The following is a 16,601-nucleotide window of genomic DNA, read 5'->3' as shown; positions in this document are numbered from 1 at the left end:
AGAAGGCCTTGTGTCACCGGTCACCGGCTCGCCCAACAGATGAGGGCGGATATTGCCCTGCGAGCCGAGAAGGCCTTGTGCCACCGGCTCGCCCAACAGAAGAGTGCGGATATTGCCCTGCGAGCGGAGAAGGCCTTGTGTCACCGGCTCGCCCAACAGAAGGAGCGCGTCATGTGGCTAGCGGCCATGCAGTTGATATCGGGTCGTACCTGGCAGGATAACCGGGAGCGGATCGCCGCCGAGCTGGCGAGTCTGCCCGGAGAGCGCCCCTTGCTGGTGCTGCTGCCGGAAAACTTCGCCCTCTTTGGCGAGCGGCAGGGGTATCTGGACGGGGCAGAGCCATTGGGAAATGGCCCAATCCAGCAGCAACTCTCTGATTGGGCCAAATCCCACGGCATCTGGCTGGTGGCCGGGGCCATGCCCACCGCCATCGCCGGTGCCGACCACATCCACACCAGCACCCTGGTGTTCGATCCCGACGGCGAGCTCAAGGGGCACTACCACAAGATCCACCTGTTCGACGTAGACGTGGCGGACAATCACGGCCGCTACCGGGAGTCGGAGACCTTCAGCCCGGGTGATCAGCCTGTGCTGGTGGACTCCCCCTTTGGTCCCCTCGGCCTCTCTATCTGTTATGATCTGCGCTTTCCCGAGCTTTACCGCCAGTTGGCCCGGGCCGGTGCCCGGGTGCTGCTGGTGCCTGCCGCCTTTACCGCCGTCACCGGCGAGGCGCACTGGGAGCCCCTGTTGCGGGCCCGTGCCATCGAGAACCAGTGCTACGTGGTGGCCGCCAACCAGGGGGGCACCCACGAGACGGGGCGCCAGACCTGGGGCCACAGCATGGTGATCGACCCCTGGGGCCGGGTGCTGGCCTGTCGGGCGTCGGGGCAGGGAACAGTGCTGGCGCCGCTGGATGGGGCCCTGATCGATGAATTGAAACGCACCATGCCGGTGCTGCAACACGCCCGCCTGCTGTGAGCCCGCGGCCGTGGATTTAACCGTTACGACATCTCGCATGAGAGTGGAGAGAAAGATTTGAGTCTATTGAGCCAGGTTAGTGCCTCCCTGTTGGCCCCGAACGATCTCGACGAAGGGCGGCTGCAACAGCTGCTCGGCAGCCTGATGAGCCATCAGGTGGAGTTCGGCGACCTCTATTTCCAGCGCAGCTGGCACGAGTCCTGGATGCTGGAGGACGGCATCGTCAAGGATGGCAGCTACAACATCGATCAGGGGGTGGGGGTGCGCGCCGTCAGCGGCGAGAAGACCGGTTTCGCCTACTCGGACGAGCTGAGCCTGCTGGCGCTGCAACAGTCGGTGACTGCCGCTCGCGGCATCGCCGCCGCCGGTGCTCACGGCAAGGTAAAGGCGTGGGCTCGCACCGAAGCAAACCTGCTCTACCCGGCGCTGGATCCCCTGCAGACCCTCGACAAACAGCAGAAAATTGCCCTGCTGGAGCAGATGGACAAGTTCGCCAGAAGTCTGGATCCCGCCATCAATCAGGTGATGGCCTCCATCAGCGGGGTCTATGAAGAGATCCTGGTGGCCGCCACCGATGGCACCCTGGCCGCCGACGTGCGCCCCCTGGTGCGCCTCTCGGTGACCGTCATCGCCGAGAAGGGGGAGCGCCGTGAACGCGGCAGCGCGGGTGGCGGTGGCCGCTTCGGTTACGACCATTTCCTCGAGCTGGACGGGCTCGAGAGCCGGGCGTTTGGCTATGTGCGCGAAGCGGTGCGCCAGGCGCTGGTCAACCTGGAGGCCATCGACGCCCCGGCCGGCACCATGCCGGTGGTGCTCGGTGCCGGCTGGCCCGGTGTGCTGCTGCACGAGGCGGTGGGTCACGGTCTGGAGGGGGACTTCAACCGCAAGGGCTCCTCCGCCTTTGCCGGGCGCATCGGCGAGCAGGTGGCTTCCAAACACTGCACCATCGTCGATGACGGCACCCTGCCGGGTCGGCGCGGCTCCGTCTCCATCGACGACGAGGGGACGCCGGGGGGTTACAACGTGCTGATCGAGAACGGCATTCTCAAGGGTTACCTGCAGGACAAGCAGAACGCCCGTCTGATGGGGGTGTCGCTCACCGGCAATGGCCGCCGCGAATCCTACGCCGCCCTGCCGATGCCGCGCATGACCAACACCTACATGCTGGCGGGTCAGTACGATCCGGCGGAGATCATCGCCTCGGTGAAGAAGGGCATTTATGCCCCCAACTTCGGTGGCGGTCAGGTGGACATCACCTCCGGCAAGTTCGTCTTCTCCGCCTCCGAGGCCTACCTCATCGAGGATGGCAAGATCACCGCGCCCATCAAGGGGGCGACCCTGATCGGCAACGGCCCCGAGGCGATGAGCCAGGTTTCCATGGTGGGCCGTGATCTCGCGCTGGATCGCGGGGTCGGGGTCTGCGGCAAGGAGGGGCAGAGCGTGCCGGTCGGCGTCGGCCAGCCCACCCTCAAGCTGGATCAGCTCACCGTGGGCGGCACCCAGTAAGGTCACACACCTTTGTAAACCCCGGCCCGGCGCCGGGGTTTTTATTGGAACGCGCAAGCAATAAAAAGCCCCGGCAGGCGCCGGGGCTGGGAAAGGGGTCGGGTCAGTTGACCGAAATGGCGCGGGCGTCGATGAAGAAGCGGGCGTGGCCGTGGTCATCCACCCTTATCTGGGCGAGCAGGCGATCCTTTCGCTTGAACTCCCATCCTGTCTTGATCCGGGTCAGCGCGGGGCTGGCGGCACCGACCACGTTCAGATACTCATGAAACAGGCTGTAGCTTCCAATCTCGGTCAGCATCTTTTCCATTTGCATATCTCCTCAAGTGATGGGGTCAGCACATGCCACGCTAGCGGCAACCTTCTGAACCCTGCCTGTACAATAACCAGACTACCCCATCAAGATGAAGGCAATATGATCAGGCGCAAGATCAGGAGGGATTTGCACGAAAAATGACACCGTTTTCAATCAGGGCTGGCGCGGCACGGCGAGATGATCGAGGGCGGTAGATCCGGCATGGGTCGGCAAGGCGGCAGCGGGTTGTTCCATCACCTGGCCATGGAAGACGGGATCCTGAGCCACCTCCTTGACGCCGTTGATGCAGAACTGCATACCCATGCACACCAGCAGGAAACCCATGATGCGGGTCATGGCGTCGATGCCGGTGGCTCCCAGGATCTTGCACACGGGATCTGCCAGCTTGAGCACACCCCAGCTGATCAGGCTCATCAGGGCGAAGGCGGTGACCATGGCGGCATAGATGACGACGCGATCGGCCTCGGCCGGCAGCTCGGCGATCTGGGCCGCGCCGCTGATCACCAGCGCCATGGTGCCGGGTCCGCACATGCTGGGCATGGTCAGGGGCACGAAGGCGATATTCTGGTTGGCCTCGACCCCGGCAGACTGGTTTGGCGAGGGGAACAGCATGCGAAAGCCGATGAAGGCGATGATGAGGCCACCGGCCAGGCGCAGGCCGGGAATGGAGATCCCGAACAGATCCAGGATGGAGGACCCGATGAAGAAGCTGACGCACAGGGTGGCGAACAGATAGAGGGCGGCCATGTTGATCTGGCGGCGAATGTGCTCGCGGGACATGCCCTTGCTCAGTCCCAGCAGCAGGGTGGCCGTGGTGGGCGGGTTGACCATGGGCAGCAGGGCCAGCAAGGCGAGAAGGACGACCTGGAAGAACATAGTGGACCTCGGGCAGATGGACGGATTGGGGTGAGCTGGCAGGTCCGCAGCGGACCGCCACCCGGTCGATGATATCCGCAAAGAACAAGCCCCGACAGTGCGGGGCTTGCTTGGGAAGGATCAGGCGGCCTGCGGGGTGGCCTGGCGTTGGCCGCGCTGGCGCAGCCAGAGCCAGATGCCGAGCACGAAACCGAGGGCGGCCAGGCTGACCACATAGTGGGAGGGGGCCAGCACGTCCTCCTTCATCCAGAGGGTGACCAGCATGGGGGTGAGGCCGCCGAAGATGGCGTAGGCCACGTTGTAGGAGAACGACAGCCCGGAGAAGCGCACCACCGGCGGGAAGGCATTGACCATGACGTAGGGCACGGCGCCGACGATCCCCACCGCAAAGCCCGCCAGCATGTAGAGGGGCACCAGCTGATCCGTGCCCGCCGCCAGGCTGTGGTAGAAGGTATAAGTGGCGCCGGCCAGCAGCAGGGAGCCCAGGATGAAGGTAGGACCGCTGCCGATGGCATCGATCAGGCGACCATAGACGATGCAGCCCAGGGTGAGGGCGACGATGGCCAGGGAGTTGGCGGTCAGGGCATCGGCCGGGCTGATGCCGTGGACCTTCTGCAGATAGGTCGGGGTCATCAGGATCACCACCACTATGCCGGCGGAGAGCAGCCAGGTCAGCAGCATGGAGACGACGACGCTGCCCTTGTGTTCACGCAGCACCGTCTTGAGGGGCAGCTCCTCGGCCAGGGACTTGTTGGCCTGCATCTCGGCGAAGACCGGAGTCTCGTGCAGCCAGCGGCGCAGGTACATGGCGACGATGCCGAACACGCCGCCGAGCACGAAGGCCAGACGCCAGCCCCAGTCGCTCACGTCGCCCGGGCTCATGCCACGGTTGATGGCGGTCGCCACCAGGGAGCCGAGCAGGATGCCGGCGGTCAGCCCTGCGGTGAGGGTGCCGCAGGCGACACCGACCCGGCGGGCGGGCACATGTTCGGCCACGAAGACCCAGGCACCGGGGACTTCCCCGCCGATGGCGGCCCCTTGCAGGATCCGCAGCAGCAGCAACAGCAGGGGGGCGGCGATGCCGAGCACGGCGTAGGTGGGCAGCAGGCCGATCAGCAAGGTCGGCAAGGCCATCAGGATGATGCTGAGGGTGAACATCCGCTTGCGGCCGATGAGATCGCCAAAGTGGGCCATGATGATGCCCCCCAGGGGGCGGGCCAGGTAGCCGGCGGCGAAGATGCCGAAGGTCTGGAACTGGCGCAGCCACTCGGGAATGTCGGCCGGGAAGAAGAGCTCGCCGATGACCACGGCGAAGAAGACGAAGATGATGAAGTCGTAGAATTCGAGGGCGCCGCCCAGCGCCGCCAGGCTCAGGGTCTTGTAATCCTGTCGATTGAGGGGGCGACCGTGGTCGTGCGATGTGCTGACTTTACTCATATCCTTATGTTTCCCATCGTTTTTTTAGTTATTCTCCCCGGTGTGCTGCGGGGATACGCTCACCCACGAGGGTATGCTTTTGTGTCCCGCAATGTAAATCGCACAATTCGCAACACTGTCTTGCAGCACGGTGCGGCAAGAAGCTGGAGAGGTCATGACGAAGAAAAAGATACTGCTCTCCTGGAGCAGCGGAAAAGACAGCGCCTGGGCCTTGCATCGCCTGCGCCAGGATCCGGCCATCGAGGTGGTGGGGCTGTTCACCACCCTCAACCAGGCGTTCGAGCGGGTGGCCATGCACGGGGTGCGCAAGCAGTTGCTGCTGGCACAGGCTGAGTGCGTGGGCTTGCCGCTGATCACCATCGACCTGCCCTGGCCCTGCAGCAACGAGGAGTATGGGCGCATCATGACGGGCTTCATCGCCGATGTGCAGGCCAAGGGCATTCACCACATGGCGTTCGGGGATCTCTTTCTTGAGGATGTGCGCGCCTATCGGGAGCGGCAACTGGCGGGGACCGGCATCACGCCGCTCTTCCCGCTCTGGGGCAGCGACACGACCGAGCTGGCGCAGGCGATGATCGACGCCGGGCTCAAGGCCAGGGTCTGCACCCTGGATCCGGGCAAGCTGGACGCCGGGTTTGGTGGTCATGAATTCGGCCCGGCCTTCCTGGCTGCCCTGCCCGCCGGGGTGGATCCCTGCGGCGAGAACGGGGAATTTCACACCCTGGCCTGGGACGGCCCCATGTTCCTGCATCCCCTGCCCATCCGGGTGGGGGAAACGGTGCTGCGGGACGGCTTCGTCTTCACCGATCTGCTGGCGGAGGATCCCGAATGAGGGAAGACCCCCTCGGGTGAGAAAGGAAAGGGGCCGGCTCCGTGAGGAATCGGCCCCTTTGCGTTTGCCCCCTTCAGCGGGCGGCGAAGGTGTCGCAACTGGCGGGCTTGCCGCTGTCAAAACCGCGTTTGAACCAGGTGAGGCGCTGGGCCGAGGTGCCGTGGGTGAAGCTGTCGGGAACGACCCGGCCCTGACCCTGCTGCTGCAACCTGTCGTCGCCGATGGCCTGGGCGGCGTTGAGCGCCTCTTCCAGATCGCCGCGCTCCAGCACCTGCTCTTTTTCCATGTAGTGGCCCCAGACCCCGGCGAAGCAGTCCGCCTGGAGTTCGAGCTTGACCGACAACCGGTTCTGGGCGACCTGGCTCAGCCCCTGTTGCTGCTGGCGCACCTTGGTGGAGATACCGAGCAGGTTCTGCACGTGGTGGCCCACCTCATGGGCGATCACATAGCCCTGGGCGAAGTCGCCGTCGGCCCCCAGCTTGTCGCGCATGTCCTGATAGAAGGAGAGATCGATGTAGACGGTGCTGTCGGCCGGACAGTAGAAGGGACCCATCACCGACTGCCCCTGGCCGCAGCCGGTGCGGGTCGCGCCGCGATAGAGCACCAGTCTGGGGGCCTGATAGTGGTTGCCGCTTTGCTGGAACATCTCGCCCCAGGCGTCCTCCGTGGAGGCGAGCATCACCGAGGTGAAGCGGGCGAGGGGATCGTTGGCAGCCTGGGACGAGTTCTGACGCTGGGGCTGGCTCTGCGGGGCCGGATCCTGCAGCAGGGGGCCGAGGTCCACGCCGTAGTACCCCGCCACCATGACCACCACCAGCAGGATAAGGCGCCCCTTGCCGCCGATGGGCAGGCCGCCACCTCCGTTGCCGCCTTGCTGGCGTCGGTCTTCCACATTGTTGCTCTCACGGCGATCTTGCCAGCGCATATCCCCATACTCCCGTCATTGGTGGTGGCAGTAATGATAATGGCTGGCGCCGGGGCTTGCCTAATCGGCCCGGGTCATTCGGCCCAGGGCATCTCGGGCAGGCTGTCGAGAAACTCGCCGTAACGGACGAGGTTGAAGGGGCCCTGTTCGGCTTCCATGGCCATGAGTTCGGCGCCCAGGGCGCAGGCGATGTATTGCAGCGCCTCTTCCCGCGGGGTGCCCTTCATCACCAGGCGCATCAGGGTGGCTTTCACCTGGAGGGGGTGGCCGTCGGCGAGCTGGTTCTCCACCATCTCCAGCAGTGTCTCTTCATCAAAAAATTCGGGGGTATCGGTCATGGCCGTTCTCCTGCCTGTTCCATGGGGTGGGCAGTATAGCGGGGACGCGGCTCCCGGGGGCGAAAATATCGTCCGGGTCTTGCCAAGGAAGCGGGGCGGGAGCAGTCTTGGACACTCTCTCTGCCGAACGAGCCCATGTCATGATCCTCTCCGAGCGCCTGGAACTGCGCGAACTGACCATTGTCGATGCCCCCTTCATTCTCGAACTGCTCAACGATGGTGATTTTCACCGCTACATCGGCGATCGCGGGGTGCGTACCCTGGCGGATGCCGAAAACTACATCCAGCAGGGGCCTGCGGTCAGTTATGCCCGCCACGGTCACGGACTCTATCTGGTGGTACGGCGGGAAGACGGGGCCAGGCTCGGCATCTGCGGTCTGATCAAGCGCGATACCCTGCCCTGTGAAGACATCGGCTATGCCTTCCTGCCCGCCTGGCGCGGCCAGGGCTATGCCATCGAAGCCGCGCGGGCGGCCATGGCAGATGGCCGTGAACGGCTCGGCATCGAGCGGGTGGTCGCCATCGTCACCCCGGGCAATGAGCGCTCGGTCCGGCTACTCGCCAAGCTGGGGCTGAGTCAGGGCAAACGGGTCAGGCTGGGAGCCGGCGAGGAGGAGTGCCTGCTGCTGGAGGCGCCGGACAAGGAGACTTGCGGGGTCTAGTCATCGCTCGGGTGGTGGGGCCATGCAGACTATGACGTCAGGCAAGGAGGCCGCCGTGAGTTGCGGCCTGTCTGCATCGGGCGCTGCCTGGGCAGGCAGGATCAGTTGAGCTCTTCGATGGAGAACTCGCCGGCGATGCCATCACAGGAGATGGCGAAGCCGCCGCTGAAGCGGGTGCTGAACTGGATCAGGAACGCATCGTCGTCGTGCTCTTGCACGGGCAGGTTGATGGGTTTGCTGCGACGCAGGGGTTTGCGGATCTGTACGTGTTTCATCATGGTATTTCTCTATATAAATTAAGTGTTTGCTCCTTGTATTGGCAAATGTCAGGTCAATGGGCGCGGTCAGCACGATGGCGGACGAGCGCGCAGGAATACCCAGCCCGGTTCAGGGGCGTCTGCACTTTCAAGGAAGGCGCCAAGGACCACGCGGATGCATGATGCTACTTGGGAGTGGGCAGATCGGGTCTGCACCGTGAGAGCCGGGCAACGCAGGCAGACAGCCTGAACGGTTCTCAAGGCGAGTAAATCAGAAGAAGGTTATGCGGGTACTGGCAGGATTCATCGTGAGGTGAAGCATTGCGAACATAATCAGGGCTGATTAACTAGCCGGCGCGCATTCTCTCCTCGAAATGTGTAAAAAGCAAACACTAATTGTGCGTTCACCCAGTCATTCCCTGTTTTTCACTGCCACGGGGACGGCAAAAGGGCTCCCGAGGGAGCCCTTTTCATTGCCGGTCAGGGACGGGCTCAGGCGTCGCCACAGGCCTTCTTGGCGGCGGTGATCATGGGGGTAATGGTCATACCCTGTACCACGATGGAGAACATCACCACCGAGTAGGTCATCACCAGGATCACCTGGCGCAGATCGACGTTGTGCTCCGGGATCATCATGACACCGGATGGCAGTGCCAGGGCCATGGCCATGGCCAGGCCGCCACGCAGGCCGCCCCAGGTGAGGATGCGCACCGAGAAGGTGTTGTAGCTGCGGAACTTGCGGAACGCCACATAGGGCAGGGAGACGCTGATGAAGCGGGCGGCCAGGCAGAGCGGTACCGCGATGACCAGCAGGATCCAGTCGCGCCAGGCCAGATCCAGCAGCACCAGTGCCAGACCGATCAGCAGGAACAGCAGGGCGTTGAGGAACTGATCCATCAACTCCCAGAAGTGATCCAGGTGGTGCTGGCTCTGCTCGGAGAAGCCGGAATGACGGGTCCAGTTGCCGATCATGATGCCGGTCACCACCATGGCCAGGGCGCCGGAGACGCCGATCATGTTGGCGAAGGCGAAGCCCGCGGTCGGGATGCAGAGGGTCAGCAGCAGCTCCAGGGAGCCGTCGTCGGTGGCGCTGATCATCACGTGGGCGATGAGGCCCAGCACGGCCCCGAACAGGATGCCGCCGAGGGCCTCATGCAGGAACAGACCGGCCACGCTGCCGAAGGTGGGCTCCACACCGCCAAAGGCCACGGCAAACACGGTAGCGAAGATGACGAGGCCAACACCGTCGTTGAACAGGGATTCCCCCTCGATCTGGATGGCGATCTGGGGTGGTGCCTTCATCTTCTTGACGATGGCCAGTACGGCAATCGGGTCAGTGGGGGAGATCAGCGCGCCGAACAGCATGCAGTAGACCAGCGGCAGGTCCCAGCCCAGCAGCTTGGCGATGAACCAGAAGCCGTAGCCGATGAGGAAGGTGGAGAGCAGGGTGGCGGCTATGGCCAGAATGGTGATTTCCCACTTCTGGCTACGCAACGCCTTGAGGTTGATGCCAAGCCCGCCGGCGAACAGCAGGAAGCCCAGGATCCCCTTCAACAGGAAGTTCTGGAAGTCGATGCTCTCCATGGTCTTGATGGCGAGAGGCTCCAGATTGAACCAACCCAGTTTGCCAAACAGCACCAGCAGCGCGGAGATCAGCATGGAGCCCGCAGTGATGGCGATGGTGGTCTGGATCTTCACAACATACTGGTTGGCAAAGGCGATGAAGATCGCCAACGCTGCCAGGAAGCAGAGTGTGTAGTAGACGCTCATAGTTATTTTTCTCTTTGGTAAACAGCAAGCACGTATCCCTCTTGAGGACGGGCATAGGGTACTCCCGGGTTAGATCATGCTCATTACCTATTTATGGTTATATTTAATCGTCATCACGGACAGATAGACGGCTAGATTTCCATTTAATTTGATTGCTGCTAGGATGGGCATCACGCAGTTGCATGGATGTAAGGGGTACGAGCGGTGTCGAGCAGAGAGTCGAACAAGAAAGCGGATGTCACAGCCAGGCTGGAAGCCTGTCTCAAGGAGCGGATCCTGATCATCGACGGGGCCATGGGCACCATGATCCAGGGTTACAAACTCGGTGAGGCGGACTATCGGGGGGAGCGGTTTGCCGACTGGCATACCGACATCAAGGGCAACAACGACCTGCTGGTGTTGAGCCGTCCCGCCGTCATTCGCGAGATCCACGACCAGTATTGTGCCGCCGGGGCCGACATCCTCGAGACCAACACCTTCAACGCCACCCGCATCGCCATGGCGGACTACGAGATGGAAGCGCTCTCGGCCGAGATAAACCGGGAGGCGGCCCGCCTGGCCCGCGCCGTGGCGGACGAGTGGACCGCCAAGGACCCGGCGAAACCGCGCTTTGTGGCAGGGGTTCTGGGCCCCACCAACCGTACCGCCTCCATCTCGCCGGACGTGAACGATCCGGGCAAGCGCAACGTCACCTATGACGAGCTGGTGGCCGCCTACACCGAATCGACCCACGCCCTCATCGAGGGCGGTGCCGACATCATCCTGATCGAGACCATCTTCGACACCCTCAACGCCAAGGCGGCCGCCTTCGCGGTGGACCTGGTGTTCGAGGAGCTGGGTTACAGCCTGCCGGTGATGATCTCCGGCACCATCACGGACGCCTCCGGTCGTACTCTCTCGGGCCAGACCACCGAGGCCTTCTACCACTCCCTTCGCCACGTCAAACCGGTCTCCTTCGGCCTCAACTGTGCGCTGGGGCCGGACGAGCTGCGCCAATACGTGGAGGAGCTGTCCCGCATCAGCGAGACCCATGTCAGCGCCCACCCCAACGCCGGTCTGCCCAATGCGTTTGGCGAGTACGATCTGGACGCGGTCGAGATGGCGGAGCATATCCGCGAGTGGGCTTCGAGCGGCTTTCTCAACCTGGTGGGCGGCTGCTGCGGCACCACCCCGACCCACATCCGCGCCATGGCGGACGCCGTGGCGGGCATCACACCCCGCGCCCTGCCGGATCTGCCGGTGGCCTGTCGGTTGTCGGGCCTGGAGCCTCTCATCATCACGGCGGACTCCATGTTCGTGAACGTGGGTGAGCGGACCAACGTCACCGGCTCGGCCAAGTTCAAGCGCTTGATAAAAGAAGGGCTCTACGACGAGGCCCTGGATGTGGCCAAGCAGCAGGTGGAAAACGGCGCCCAGATCATCGACATCAACATGGATGAGGGGATGCTGGACGCCGAGGCGGCCATGGTGCGCTTCCTGAACCTCATCGCCGGGGAACCGGACATCGCCCGGGTGCCGGTGATGATCGACTCCTCCAAGTGGGAGGTGCTGGAGGCGGGCCTCAAGTGCGTGCAGGGCAAGCCGGTGGTCAACTCCATCTCCATGAAGGAGGGGGAGGACAAATTCATCGAGCAGGCGAAACTGCTGCGCCGCTACGGCGCCGCCGTCATCGTCATGGCGTTCGACGAGGTGGGCCAGGCCGATACTCGGGCCCGCAAGTTCGAGATCTGCCAGCGCGCCTACCGCATTCTGGTGGACCGCGTCGGCTTCCCGCCGGAAGACATCATCTTCGACCCCAACATCTTCGCGGTGGCGACCGGCATCGACGAGCACAACAACTACGCGGTGGACTTCATCGAAGCGGTGAAGGACATCAAGGAGCACCTGCCCCACGCCATGATCTCCGGCGGCGTCTCCAACGTCTCCTTCTCCTTCCGTGGTAACGAGCCGGTGCGCGAAGCCATCCACGCCGTCTTCCTCTACCACGCCATCAGGAACGGCATGGACATGGGGATCGTCAACGCGGGCCAGCTTGCCATCTACGAAGACATCCCGGCCGAGCTCAAAGAGAAGGTCGAGGCGGTGGTGCTGAACCTCAACGACAACGCCACCGAGGCGCTGCTGGCCATCGCAGAGAAGTATCGCGGCGCGGGTGCCCAGGCGGAGGATCCGCGGGATCAGGAGTGGCGCAGCTGGCCGGTGGGCAAGCGGCTCGAACACGCCCTGGTCAAGGGGATCACTGATTTCATCGAGGAGGATACCGAGGAGGCGCGCGCCCAGGCCGAGAAGCCGCTGCACGTCATCGAGGGGCCGCTGATGGATGGCATGAACGTGGTGGGAGATCTGTTCGGCGCCGGCAAGATGTTCCTGCCCCAGGTGGTGAAGTCGGCCCGGGTGATGAAGCGGGCGGTGGCCTACCTGCAGCCCTACATCGAGGCGGAGAAGTCCGGCGGTTCCAGCAACGGCAAAATCGTGCTGGCCACCGTCAAGGGCGACGTGCACGACATCGGCAAGAACATCGTCGGGGTGGTGCTCCAGTGCAACAACTTCGAGATCGTGGATCTCGGGGTCATGGTCTCCTGCGAGACCATCCTCAAGACGGCCCGGGAAGTGAACGCCGACATCATCGGCCTGTCGGGCCTCATCACTCCGTCCCTGGACGAGATGGTGCACGTAGCAAAGGAGATGGAGCGTCAGGGGTTCAAGCTGCCGCTGCTCATCGGCGGAGCCACCACTTCCAAGGCCCACACCGCGGTGAAGATAGAGCAGAACTACTCCGAGCCCGTGGTCTATGTCTCCAACGCCTCCCGCGCCGTGGGGGTGGCCCAGAGCCTGCTGAGCCCGGAGCTCAAGCCCGCCTTCGTCGCCCGCATCGACAAGGAGTACGAGATTGCCCGGGATCAGCATGCCCGCAAGCAGCCGCGCTCCAAGCCGGTCAGCCTGGCCCATGCCCGCGCCAACCGCCATCAGCTGGACTGGGTGGGCTATGAGCCCCCGGCGCCCCGGGAGCCCGGCGTGCAGACCTTCGAAAACGTGCCCATCTCTGTGCTGCGCCCCTACATCGACTGGACGCCGTTTTTCCTGAGCTGGGAGCTGGCGGGCAAGTTCCCCCGCATCCTGGAAGATGAGGTGGTGGGGGAGGAGGCGACGCGCCTCTACGCCGACGCCAACGCCATGCTGGATCAGCTGGAGAAGGAGCAGAGCGTGCGCTGCGCCGGTATCGTCGGCCTGTTCCCCGCCAACGCCGTGGGGGACAGCATCGAGGTCTACACCGACGAGACCCGCACCCAGGTGCGCAAGGTGCTGCACCACCTGCGCCAGCAGAGCGAGAAGCAGGGCTTCCCCAACTACTGTCTGGCGGACTATGTGGCGCCGAAGGAGAGCGGCAAGCCCGACTGGATCGGCGCCTTCGCGGTGACCGGCGGCATCGGCGAGGAGGCCATCGCCAAGGCCTACAAGGCGGACCACGACGACTACAACGCCATTCTCATCCAGGCGGTGTGCGATCGCCTCGCCGAGGCCTTTGCCGAATACCTCCACGAGCAGGTGCGCAAAGTGCACTGGGGCTATGCCCCGGACGAGGCGCTCAGCAACGAAGAGCTTATCCGCGAAAATTACCAGGGGATACGTCCGGCGCCGGGCTACCCGGCCTGCCCGGAGCACACCGAGAAGGGGAGCATCTGGGAGCTGCTGGGGGTGGAGCAGGCCATCGGTATGCAGCTCACCGAGTCCTACGCCATGTGGCCGGGGGCGGCGGTATCCGGCTGGTACTTCTCCCACCCCGAGAGCAAATACTTCGCCGTGGCCCAGATCCAGCAGGATCAGGTGGAAGACTACGCCATGCGCAAGGGGATGACCCTGGCAGAGGCCGAACGCTGGCTGGGGCCCAACCTGCATTGATCCCCGTCTGCCCCGCCTCACACGGTGCGGGGCAGACGCCGGGTACGCACGCCATATCGAGGTTGCCATGAAGATTGGATTTGTCGGTCTGGGGGCCGTGGTGCAGACAGCCTATCTGCCTGCACTCGCCGCACTGGCGGAAAATCCCAAGATATGGGGTTTTGATCCCGCCATCACCCTGCCCGGCGTCATGTCTGCGCCGACCCTGGAAGCCCTGCTGGCCGAACCCCTGGATCGGCTGGTGATCGCCACGCCTTCCCTGCTGCATCTGCCTGTGCTGGAGCAGGCACTAGCCAGTGCCATTCCCCTCATCCTGGTGGAGAAACCCGTGGTGGCCACCCTGGCCCAGCACGATCGTCTGCACGCCCTGCTGGCGGACCCCGAGGTCGCAGCCAGGGTGCTGGCGCTGGATCACTGGATGGCCCGCAATGCCGTCCAGCAGTTGCTGCTGAGCGGCAAACTGGATGAAGGCTGGCAGCCTCGGGAACCAGAGGGCGCCGGGGTCGGGCTGGCCACCCTCGCCGATATCAGCGCGGTGGAGGGCTTTTTGCTGGAACCCTGCGGCCTGGACGAGGCGGGTGATCCGTATGCCCTCAACTTCGCCACCGGGGAGCCGGATCGGCGGGTCCTGCGCCATCCAGACGGGGTGATCCTCGACATCGGTACCCATCTGCTGGCGATGATCCGGGAGCTGCTGGTGGCCCTGGGTGGGGACGACCGCCTGCACCTGATCGCGGAGGGCGTCTGCGACCGGCTGGGGCAGCCCATCCGGCGCGGGGATCTGGAGACCGCCGAGGGGCGGGCCTGCCTGCGCGGCGAGGCGGCAGGGGTGCCCCTGACCCTCTGGCTCGACAAGTATGCCGGTCCCGGGGTGGAGAAGAAGGGGCTTTGCCTGCACTTCAAAGACGGGCGGCGCATCGAGCTGCTTCGCCGCGGCAACCTGGAGTGGCTGCACCATCACGACGTCGACGGGATGCGGGGCTGGCAACATGAGGGGCCCCTCTATCGCCACTGCATCGCCCAGACCCTGCTGGTCCCCGTGCCTTTGGGAGGCTGGGCCGGCACCACGGCGCGCCGTTTGCAGGAGGTCGCCCTGCTGCTTGAGTTGCAACAAGGGCTGCGCGGCCCCCATTGACGTCGCTGTGCGCCATCCGGCATGAGGGCTGGTGGCTGGCGCCGTCTTGCAGAACCGCGCATGGTGAGGGGAAAGGATTGGCGTTGCCAGTCGTTCATGGCACCTTATACTCTCCAGTCCGATTATCAGGTCTGCCATTTCCATGAATATTGCCATTTTATCCCGTGAGCCCAACAACTACTCCACCCGCCGTCTGGTCGAGGTGGCCCGGGCCCGTGGGCATCAGGTCGAGGTGCTCGACACCCTGCGCTGCTACATGAACATCGCCTCCCACAGCCCCTCCATCCATTACGAAGGACGGGAGCTGGAGAGCTATGACGCAGTGATCCCGCGCATCGGTGCCAGCATCACCTTCTATGGCACCGCCGTGCTGCGCCAGTTCGAGATGATGAGCACCATGGCTCTCAACAGCTCGGTGGCCATCTCCCGCTCCCGGGACAAGCTGCGCGCCATGCAGCTGCTCTCTCGCCACGGCATCGGCCTGCCGGTGACCGGCTATGCCCACAGCACCCACGACGTACCGGATCTCATCACCATGGTGGGGGGCGCCCCCCTGGTGGTGAAGCTGCTGGAGGGCACCCAGGGGATTGGCGTGGTGCTGTGCGAGACCCAGAAGGCCGCCGAGAGCGTCATCGAGGCCTTTATCCAGACCAACAACAACATCCTGGTGCAGGAGTACATCCGCGAGGCCAACGGCGCCGATATCCGCTGCCTGGTGGTCAACGGCAAGGTGGTGGCCGCCATGCGCCGCCAGGCCCAGCCGGGGGAGTTTCGCTCCAACTTGCACCGGGGCGGCACCGCCGAAGCCATCAAGATCACGCCGGAAGAGCGTGCCACCGCCGTGCAGGCCGCCAAGATCATGGGGCTGGACGTGGCCGGGGTGGATATTCTGCGTAGCGCCCGCGGCCCGCTGGTGCTGGAGGTGAACTCCTCCCCCGGCCTGCAAGGGGTGGAAGCCGCCTCCGGCAAGGACGTGGCGGGCAAGATCATCGAGTTCCTCGAGCTCAAGGCGAGCCGCAAGCACAAGCCGGCGGAATGAGTCCCAAACGAGTGTCAGACAGGTAAACACAGGGCGCCCTCGGGCGCCTTGTTGCTATCTGGCGGGTGGGCTGGAAGGCAGCGGGCTTGCCGGGAAGTGTCTCCCTTCTCCCGTTGTGTTGAACAGCCGGGGAGAAGGGCCGGGGATGAGGGGGCTATGCCGCCCCGGGGGCGCCGGGGATCATCACCAGCCGGGCGCTGAAGATGCCATCCACCAGGTGGGTCTCAATCTGCCAGCCCAGCTTCTCGCAGATGCGCTGGATGATGGTGAGACCGCAGCCGTAGCCGAGGATCTGATCCGGCGCGGCGGCGGTGGGGTTGCTGATGGTGAGCACCTGCTCGTGCAGGGTGATCTCGATGTGCCCCTCGGCGTAGCTCAGGGCGTTTTTCAAGAGGTTGCCGAGGGCGATGGCGAGCAGGGAGAGGGGGGCATGCACCTCGCTCTCCTCGTCCAGTTGCAGGCGAATGTCCAGCGTCTCCCGTTGCAGCAGGGGGGCGAGGCGGGTCAGCTCCCGGCGAATGAGCGGCGCCACCTGCTGGGGCGGGCGTTCCACGGCCTCCTTGCGTCCCAGCAGCAGGAAGGTCTCGGTGAGCAGCGCCATCTCGTCGGCGGCGGCGCGTATGCGGCTGGACA

At 64.3% G+C, this 16,601-nt stretch carries 15 protein-coding genes; 7 read left to right on the top strand and 8 right to left on the bottom strand.

Going from position 1 to position 16,601, the window contains the following annotated elements:
* Positions 1 to 171 precede the first annotated feature (171 nt).
* Entirely contained in the window at positions 172 to 978 is an 807-nt protein-coding gene (locus tag AACR77_RS06690; RefSeq protein ID WP_010672639.1) for a carbon-nitrogen hydrolase family protein, read from the top strand.
* Between the two features lie 57 nt (positions 979 to 1,035).
* On the top strand, positions 1,036 to 2,484 hold the full coding sequence (tldD, locus tag AACR77_RS06685) for a metalloprotease TldD (protein ID WP_042880499.1): 1,449 nt from the start codon (positions 1,036 to 1,038) through the stop codon (positions 2,482 to 2,484).
* A gap of 103 nt (positions 2,485 to 2,587) precedes the next feature.
* On the opposite strand, the gene AACR77_RS06680 is transcribed toward tldD, so the two are convergent.
* From AACR77_RS06680 to AACR77_RS06670, 3 genes are all read right to left on the bottom strand, one after another.
* Positions 2,588 to 2,791, bottom strand: a complete 204-nt coding sequence (locus AACR77_RS06680) for a hypothetical protein (RefSeq protein ID WP_041212219.1) — start codon at positions 2,789 to 2,791, stop codon at positions 2,588 to 2,590.
* Positions 2,792 to 2,950: 159 nt separating this feature from the next.
* On the bottom strand, positions 2,951 to 3,673 hold the full coding sequence (locus tag AACR77_RS06675) for a MarC family NAAT transporter (RefSeq protein ID WP_042880497.1): 723 nt from the start codon (positions 3,671 to 3,673) through the stop codon (positions 2,951 to 2,953).
* 120 nt (positions 3,674 to 3,793) lie between these two features.
* Entirely contained in the window at positions 3,794 to 5,110 is a 1,317-nt protein-coding gene (locus tag AACR77_RS06670) for an MFS transporter (RefSeq protein WP_039040437.1), read from the bottom strand.
* A 154-nt stretch (positions 5,111 to 5,264) separates the two neighbouring features.
* Between AACR77_RS06670 and AACR77_RS06665 the strand changes: the two genes are divergently transcribed.
* A complete protein-coding gene (locus AACR77_RS06665; RefSeq protein ID WP_042880495.1) occupies positions 5,265 to 5,942 on the top strand; it encodes an ATP-binding domain-containing protein in 678 nt (225 codons plus the stop codon).
* Positions 5,943 to 6,015: 73 nt separating this feature from the next.
* Here the strand turns inward: AACR77_RS06665 and ypfJ are convergent, their stop codons facing one another.
* Together ypfJ and AACR77_RS06655 are read right to left on the bottom strand one after the other, a co-directional pair.
* Positions 6,016 to 6,867 (bottom strand): KPN_02809 family neutral zinc metallopeptidase, encoded by an 852-nt coding sequence (ypfJ, locus tag AACR77_RS06660; RefSeq protein WP_042880494.1) that lies wholly within the window; start codon positions 6,865 to 6,867, stop codon positions 6,016 to 6,018.
* A gap of 74 nt (positions 6,868 to 6,941) precedes the next feature.
* Positions 6,942 to 7,205 carry a hypothetical protein gene (locus AACR77_RS06655; RefSeq protein ID WP_039040440.1) on the bottom strand — a complete coding sequence of 88 codons (264 nt, stop codon included), beginning with the start codon at positions 7,203 to 7,205 and terminating at the stop codon, positions 6,942 to 6,944.
* A 140-nt stretch (positions 7,206 to 7,345) separates the two neighbouring features.
* Between AACR77_RS06655 and AACR77_RS06650 the strand changes: the two genes are divergently transcribed.
* Complete coding sequence (locus AACR77_RS06650; RefSeq protein WP_010672652.1) at positions 7,346 to 7,867, top strand: GNAT family N-acetyltransferase; 522 nt, start codon at positions 7,346 to 7,348, stop codon at positions 7,865 to 7,867.
* Positions 7,868 to 7,968: 101 nt separating this feature from the next.
* Here the strand turns inward: AACR77_RS06650 and AACR77_RS06645 are convergent, their stop codons facing one another.
* Complete coding sequence (locus AACR77_RS06645; RefSeq protein WP_010672653.1) at positions 7,969 to 8,145, bottom strand: hypothetical protein; 177 nt, start codon at positions 8,143 to 8,145, stop codon at positions 7,969 to 7,971.
* A gap of 471 nt (positions 8,146 to 8,616) precedes the next feature.
* Positions 8,617 to 9,894 carry a cation:proton antiporter gene (locus AACR77_RS06640; RefSeq protein WP_042880492.1) on the bottom strand — a complete coding sequence of 426 codons (1,278 nt, stop codon included), beginning with the start codon at positions 9,892 to 9,894 and terminating at the stop codon, positions 8,617 to 8,619.
* A 204-nt stretch (positions 9,895 to 10,098) separates the two neighbouring features.
* On the opposite strand from AACR77_RS06640, the gene metH reads away from it, so the two are divergent.
* The 3 genes from metH (at position 10,099) to rimK (ending at position 15,968) form a co-directional block, all read left to right on the top strand.
* A complete protein-coding gene (gene metH, locus AACR77_RS06635; protein ID WP_042880490.1) occupies positions 10,099 to 13,794 on the top strand; it encodes a methionine synthase in 3,696 nt (1,231 codons plus the stop codon).
* A gap of 67 nt (positions 13,795 to 13,861) precedes the next feature.
* A complete protein-coding gene (locus AACR77_RS06630; protein WP_042880488.1) occupies positions 13,862 to 14,929 on the top strand; it encodes a Gfo/Idh/MocA family oxidoreductase in 1,068 nt (355 codons plus the stop codon).
* Positions 14,930 to 15,071: 142 nt separating this feature from the next.
* Positions 15,072 to 15,968: a 30S ribosomal protein S6--L-glutamate ligase gene (rimK, locus tag AACR77_RS06625; RefSeq protein WP_010672657.1), complete on the top strand. Its 897-nt coding sequence runs from the start codon at positions 15,072 to 15,074 to the stop codon at positions 15,966 to 15,968.
* A gap of 154 nt (positions 15,969 to 16,122) precedes the next feature.
* On the opposite strand, the gene AACR77_RS06620 is transcribed toward rimK, so the two are convergent.
* Positions 16,123 to 16,601 (bottom strand): histidine kinase (locus tag AACR77_RS06620; protein WP_042880484.1); only part of this gene is annotated, 479 nt, incomplete at its 5' end.

It is taken from the genome of Aeromonas sp. ZOR0002, from assembly GCF_963866995.1.
GTDB lineage: Bacteria > Pseudomonadota > Gammaproteobacteria > Enterobacterales > Aeromonadaceae > Aeromonas > Aeromonas caviae.
The sequence above is the reverse complement of the archived record's forward strand: the minus strand, read 5'-3'. Positions and strand labels throughout refer to the sequence as shown.

Bases quoted from the DNA above. Each gene is read 5' to 3' on its own strand.
- AACR77_RS06690 (WP_010672639.1), top strand. From the start codon at position 172: ATGTGGCTAGCGGCCATGCAGTTGATATCGGGTCGTACCTGGCAGGAT.
- AACR77_RS06680 (WP_041212219.1), bottom strand. From the start codon at position 2,791: ATGGAAAAGATGCTGACCGAGATTGGAAGCTACAGCCTGTTTCATGAG.
- AACR77_RS06675 (WP_042880497.1), bottom strand. From the start codon at position 3,673: ATGTTCTTCCAGGTCGTCCTTCTCGCCTTGCTGGCCCTGCTGCCCATG.
- AACR77_RS06670 (WP_039040437.1), bottom strand. From the start codon at position 5,110: ATGAGTAAAGTCAGCACATCGCACGACCACGGTCGCCCCCTCAATCGA.
- AACR77_RS06665 (WP_042880495.1), top strand. From the start codon at position 5,265: ATGACGAAGAAAAAGATACTGCTCTCCTGGAGCAGCGGAAAAGACAGC.
- ypfJ (WP_042880494.1), bottom strand. From the start codon at position 6,867: ATGCGCTGGCAAGATCGCCGTGAGAGCAACAATGTGGAAGACCGACGC.
- AACR77_RS06655 (WP_039040440.1), bottom strand. From the start codon at position 7,205: ATGACCGATACCCCCGAATTTTTTGATGAAGAGACACTGCTGGAGATG.
- AACR77_RS06650 (WP_010672652.1), top strand. From the start codon at position 7,346: ATGATCCTCTCCGAGCGCCTGGAACTGCGCGAACTGACCATTGTCGAT.
- AACR77_RS06645 (WP_010672653.1), bottom strand. From the start codon at position 8,145: ATGATGAAACACGTACAGATCCGCAAACCCCTGCGTCGCAGCAAACCC.
- AACR77_RS06640 (WP_042880492.1), bottom strand. From the start codon at position 9,894: ATGAGCGTCTACTACACACTCTGCTTCCTGGCAGCGTTGGCGATCTTC.
- AACR77_RS06630 (WP_042880488.1), top strand. From the start codon at position 13,862: ATGAAGATTGGATTTGTCGGTCTGGGGGCCGTGGTGCAGACAGCCTAT.
- rimK (WP_010672657.1), top strand. From the start codon at position 15,072: ATGAATATTGCCATTTTATCCCGTGAGCCCAACAACTACTCCACCCGC.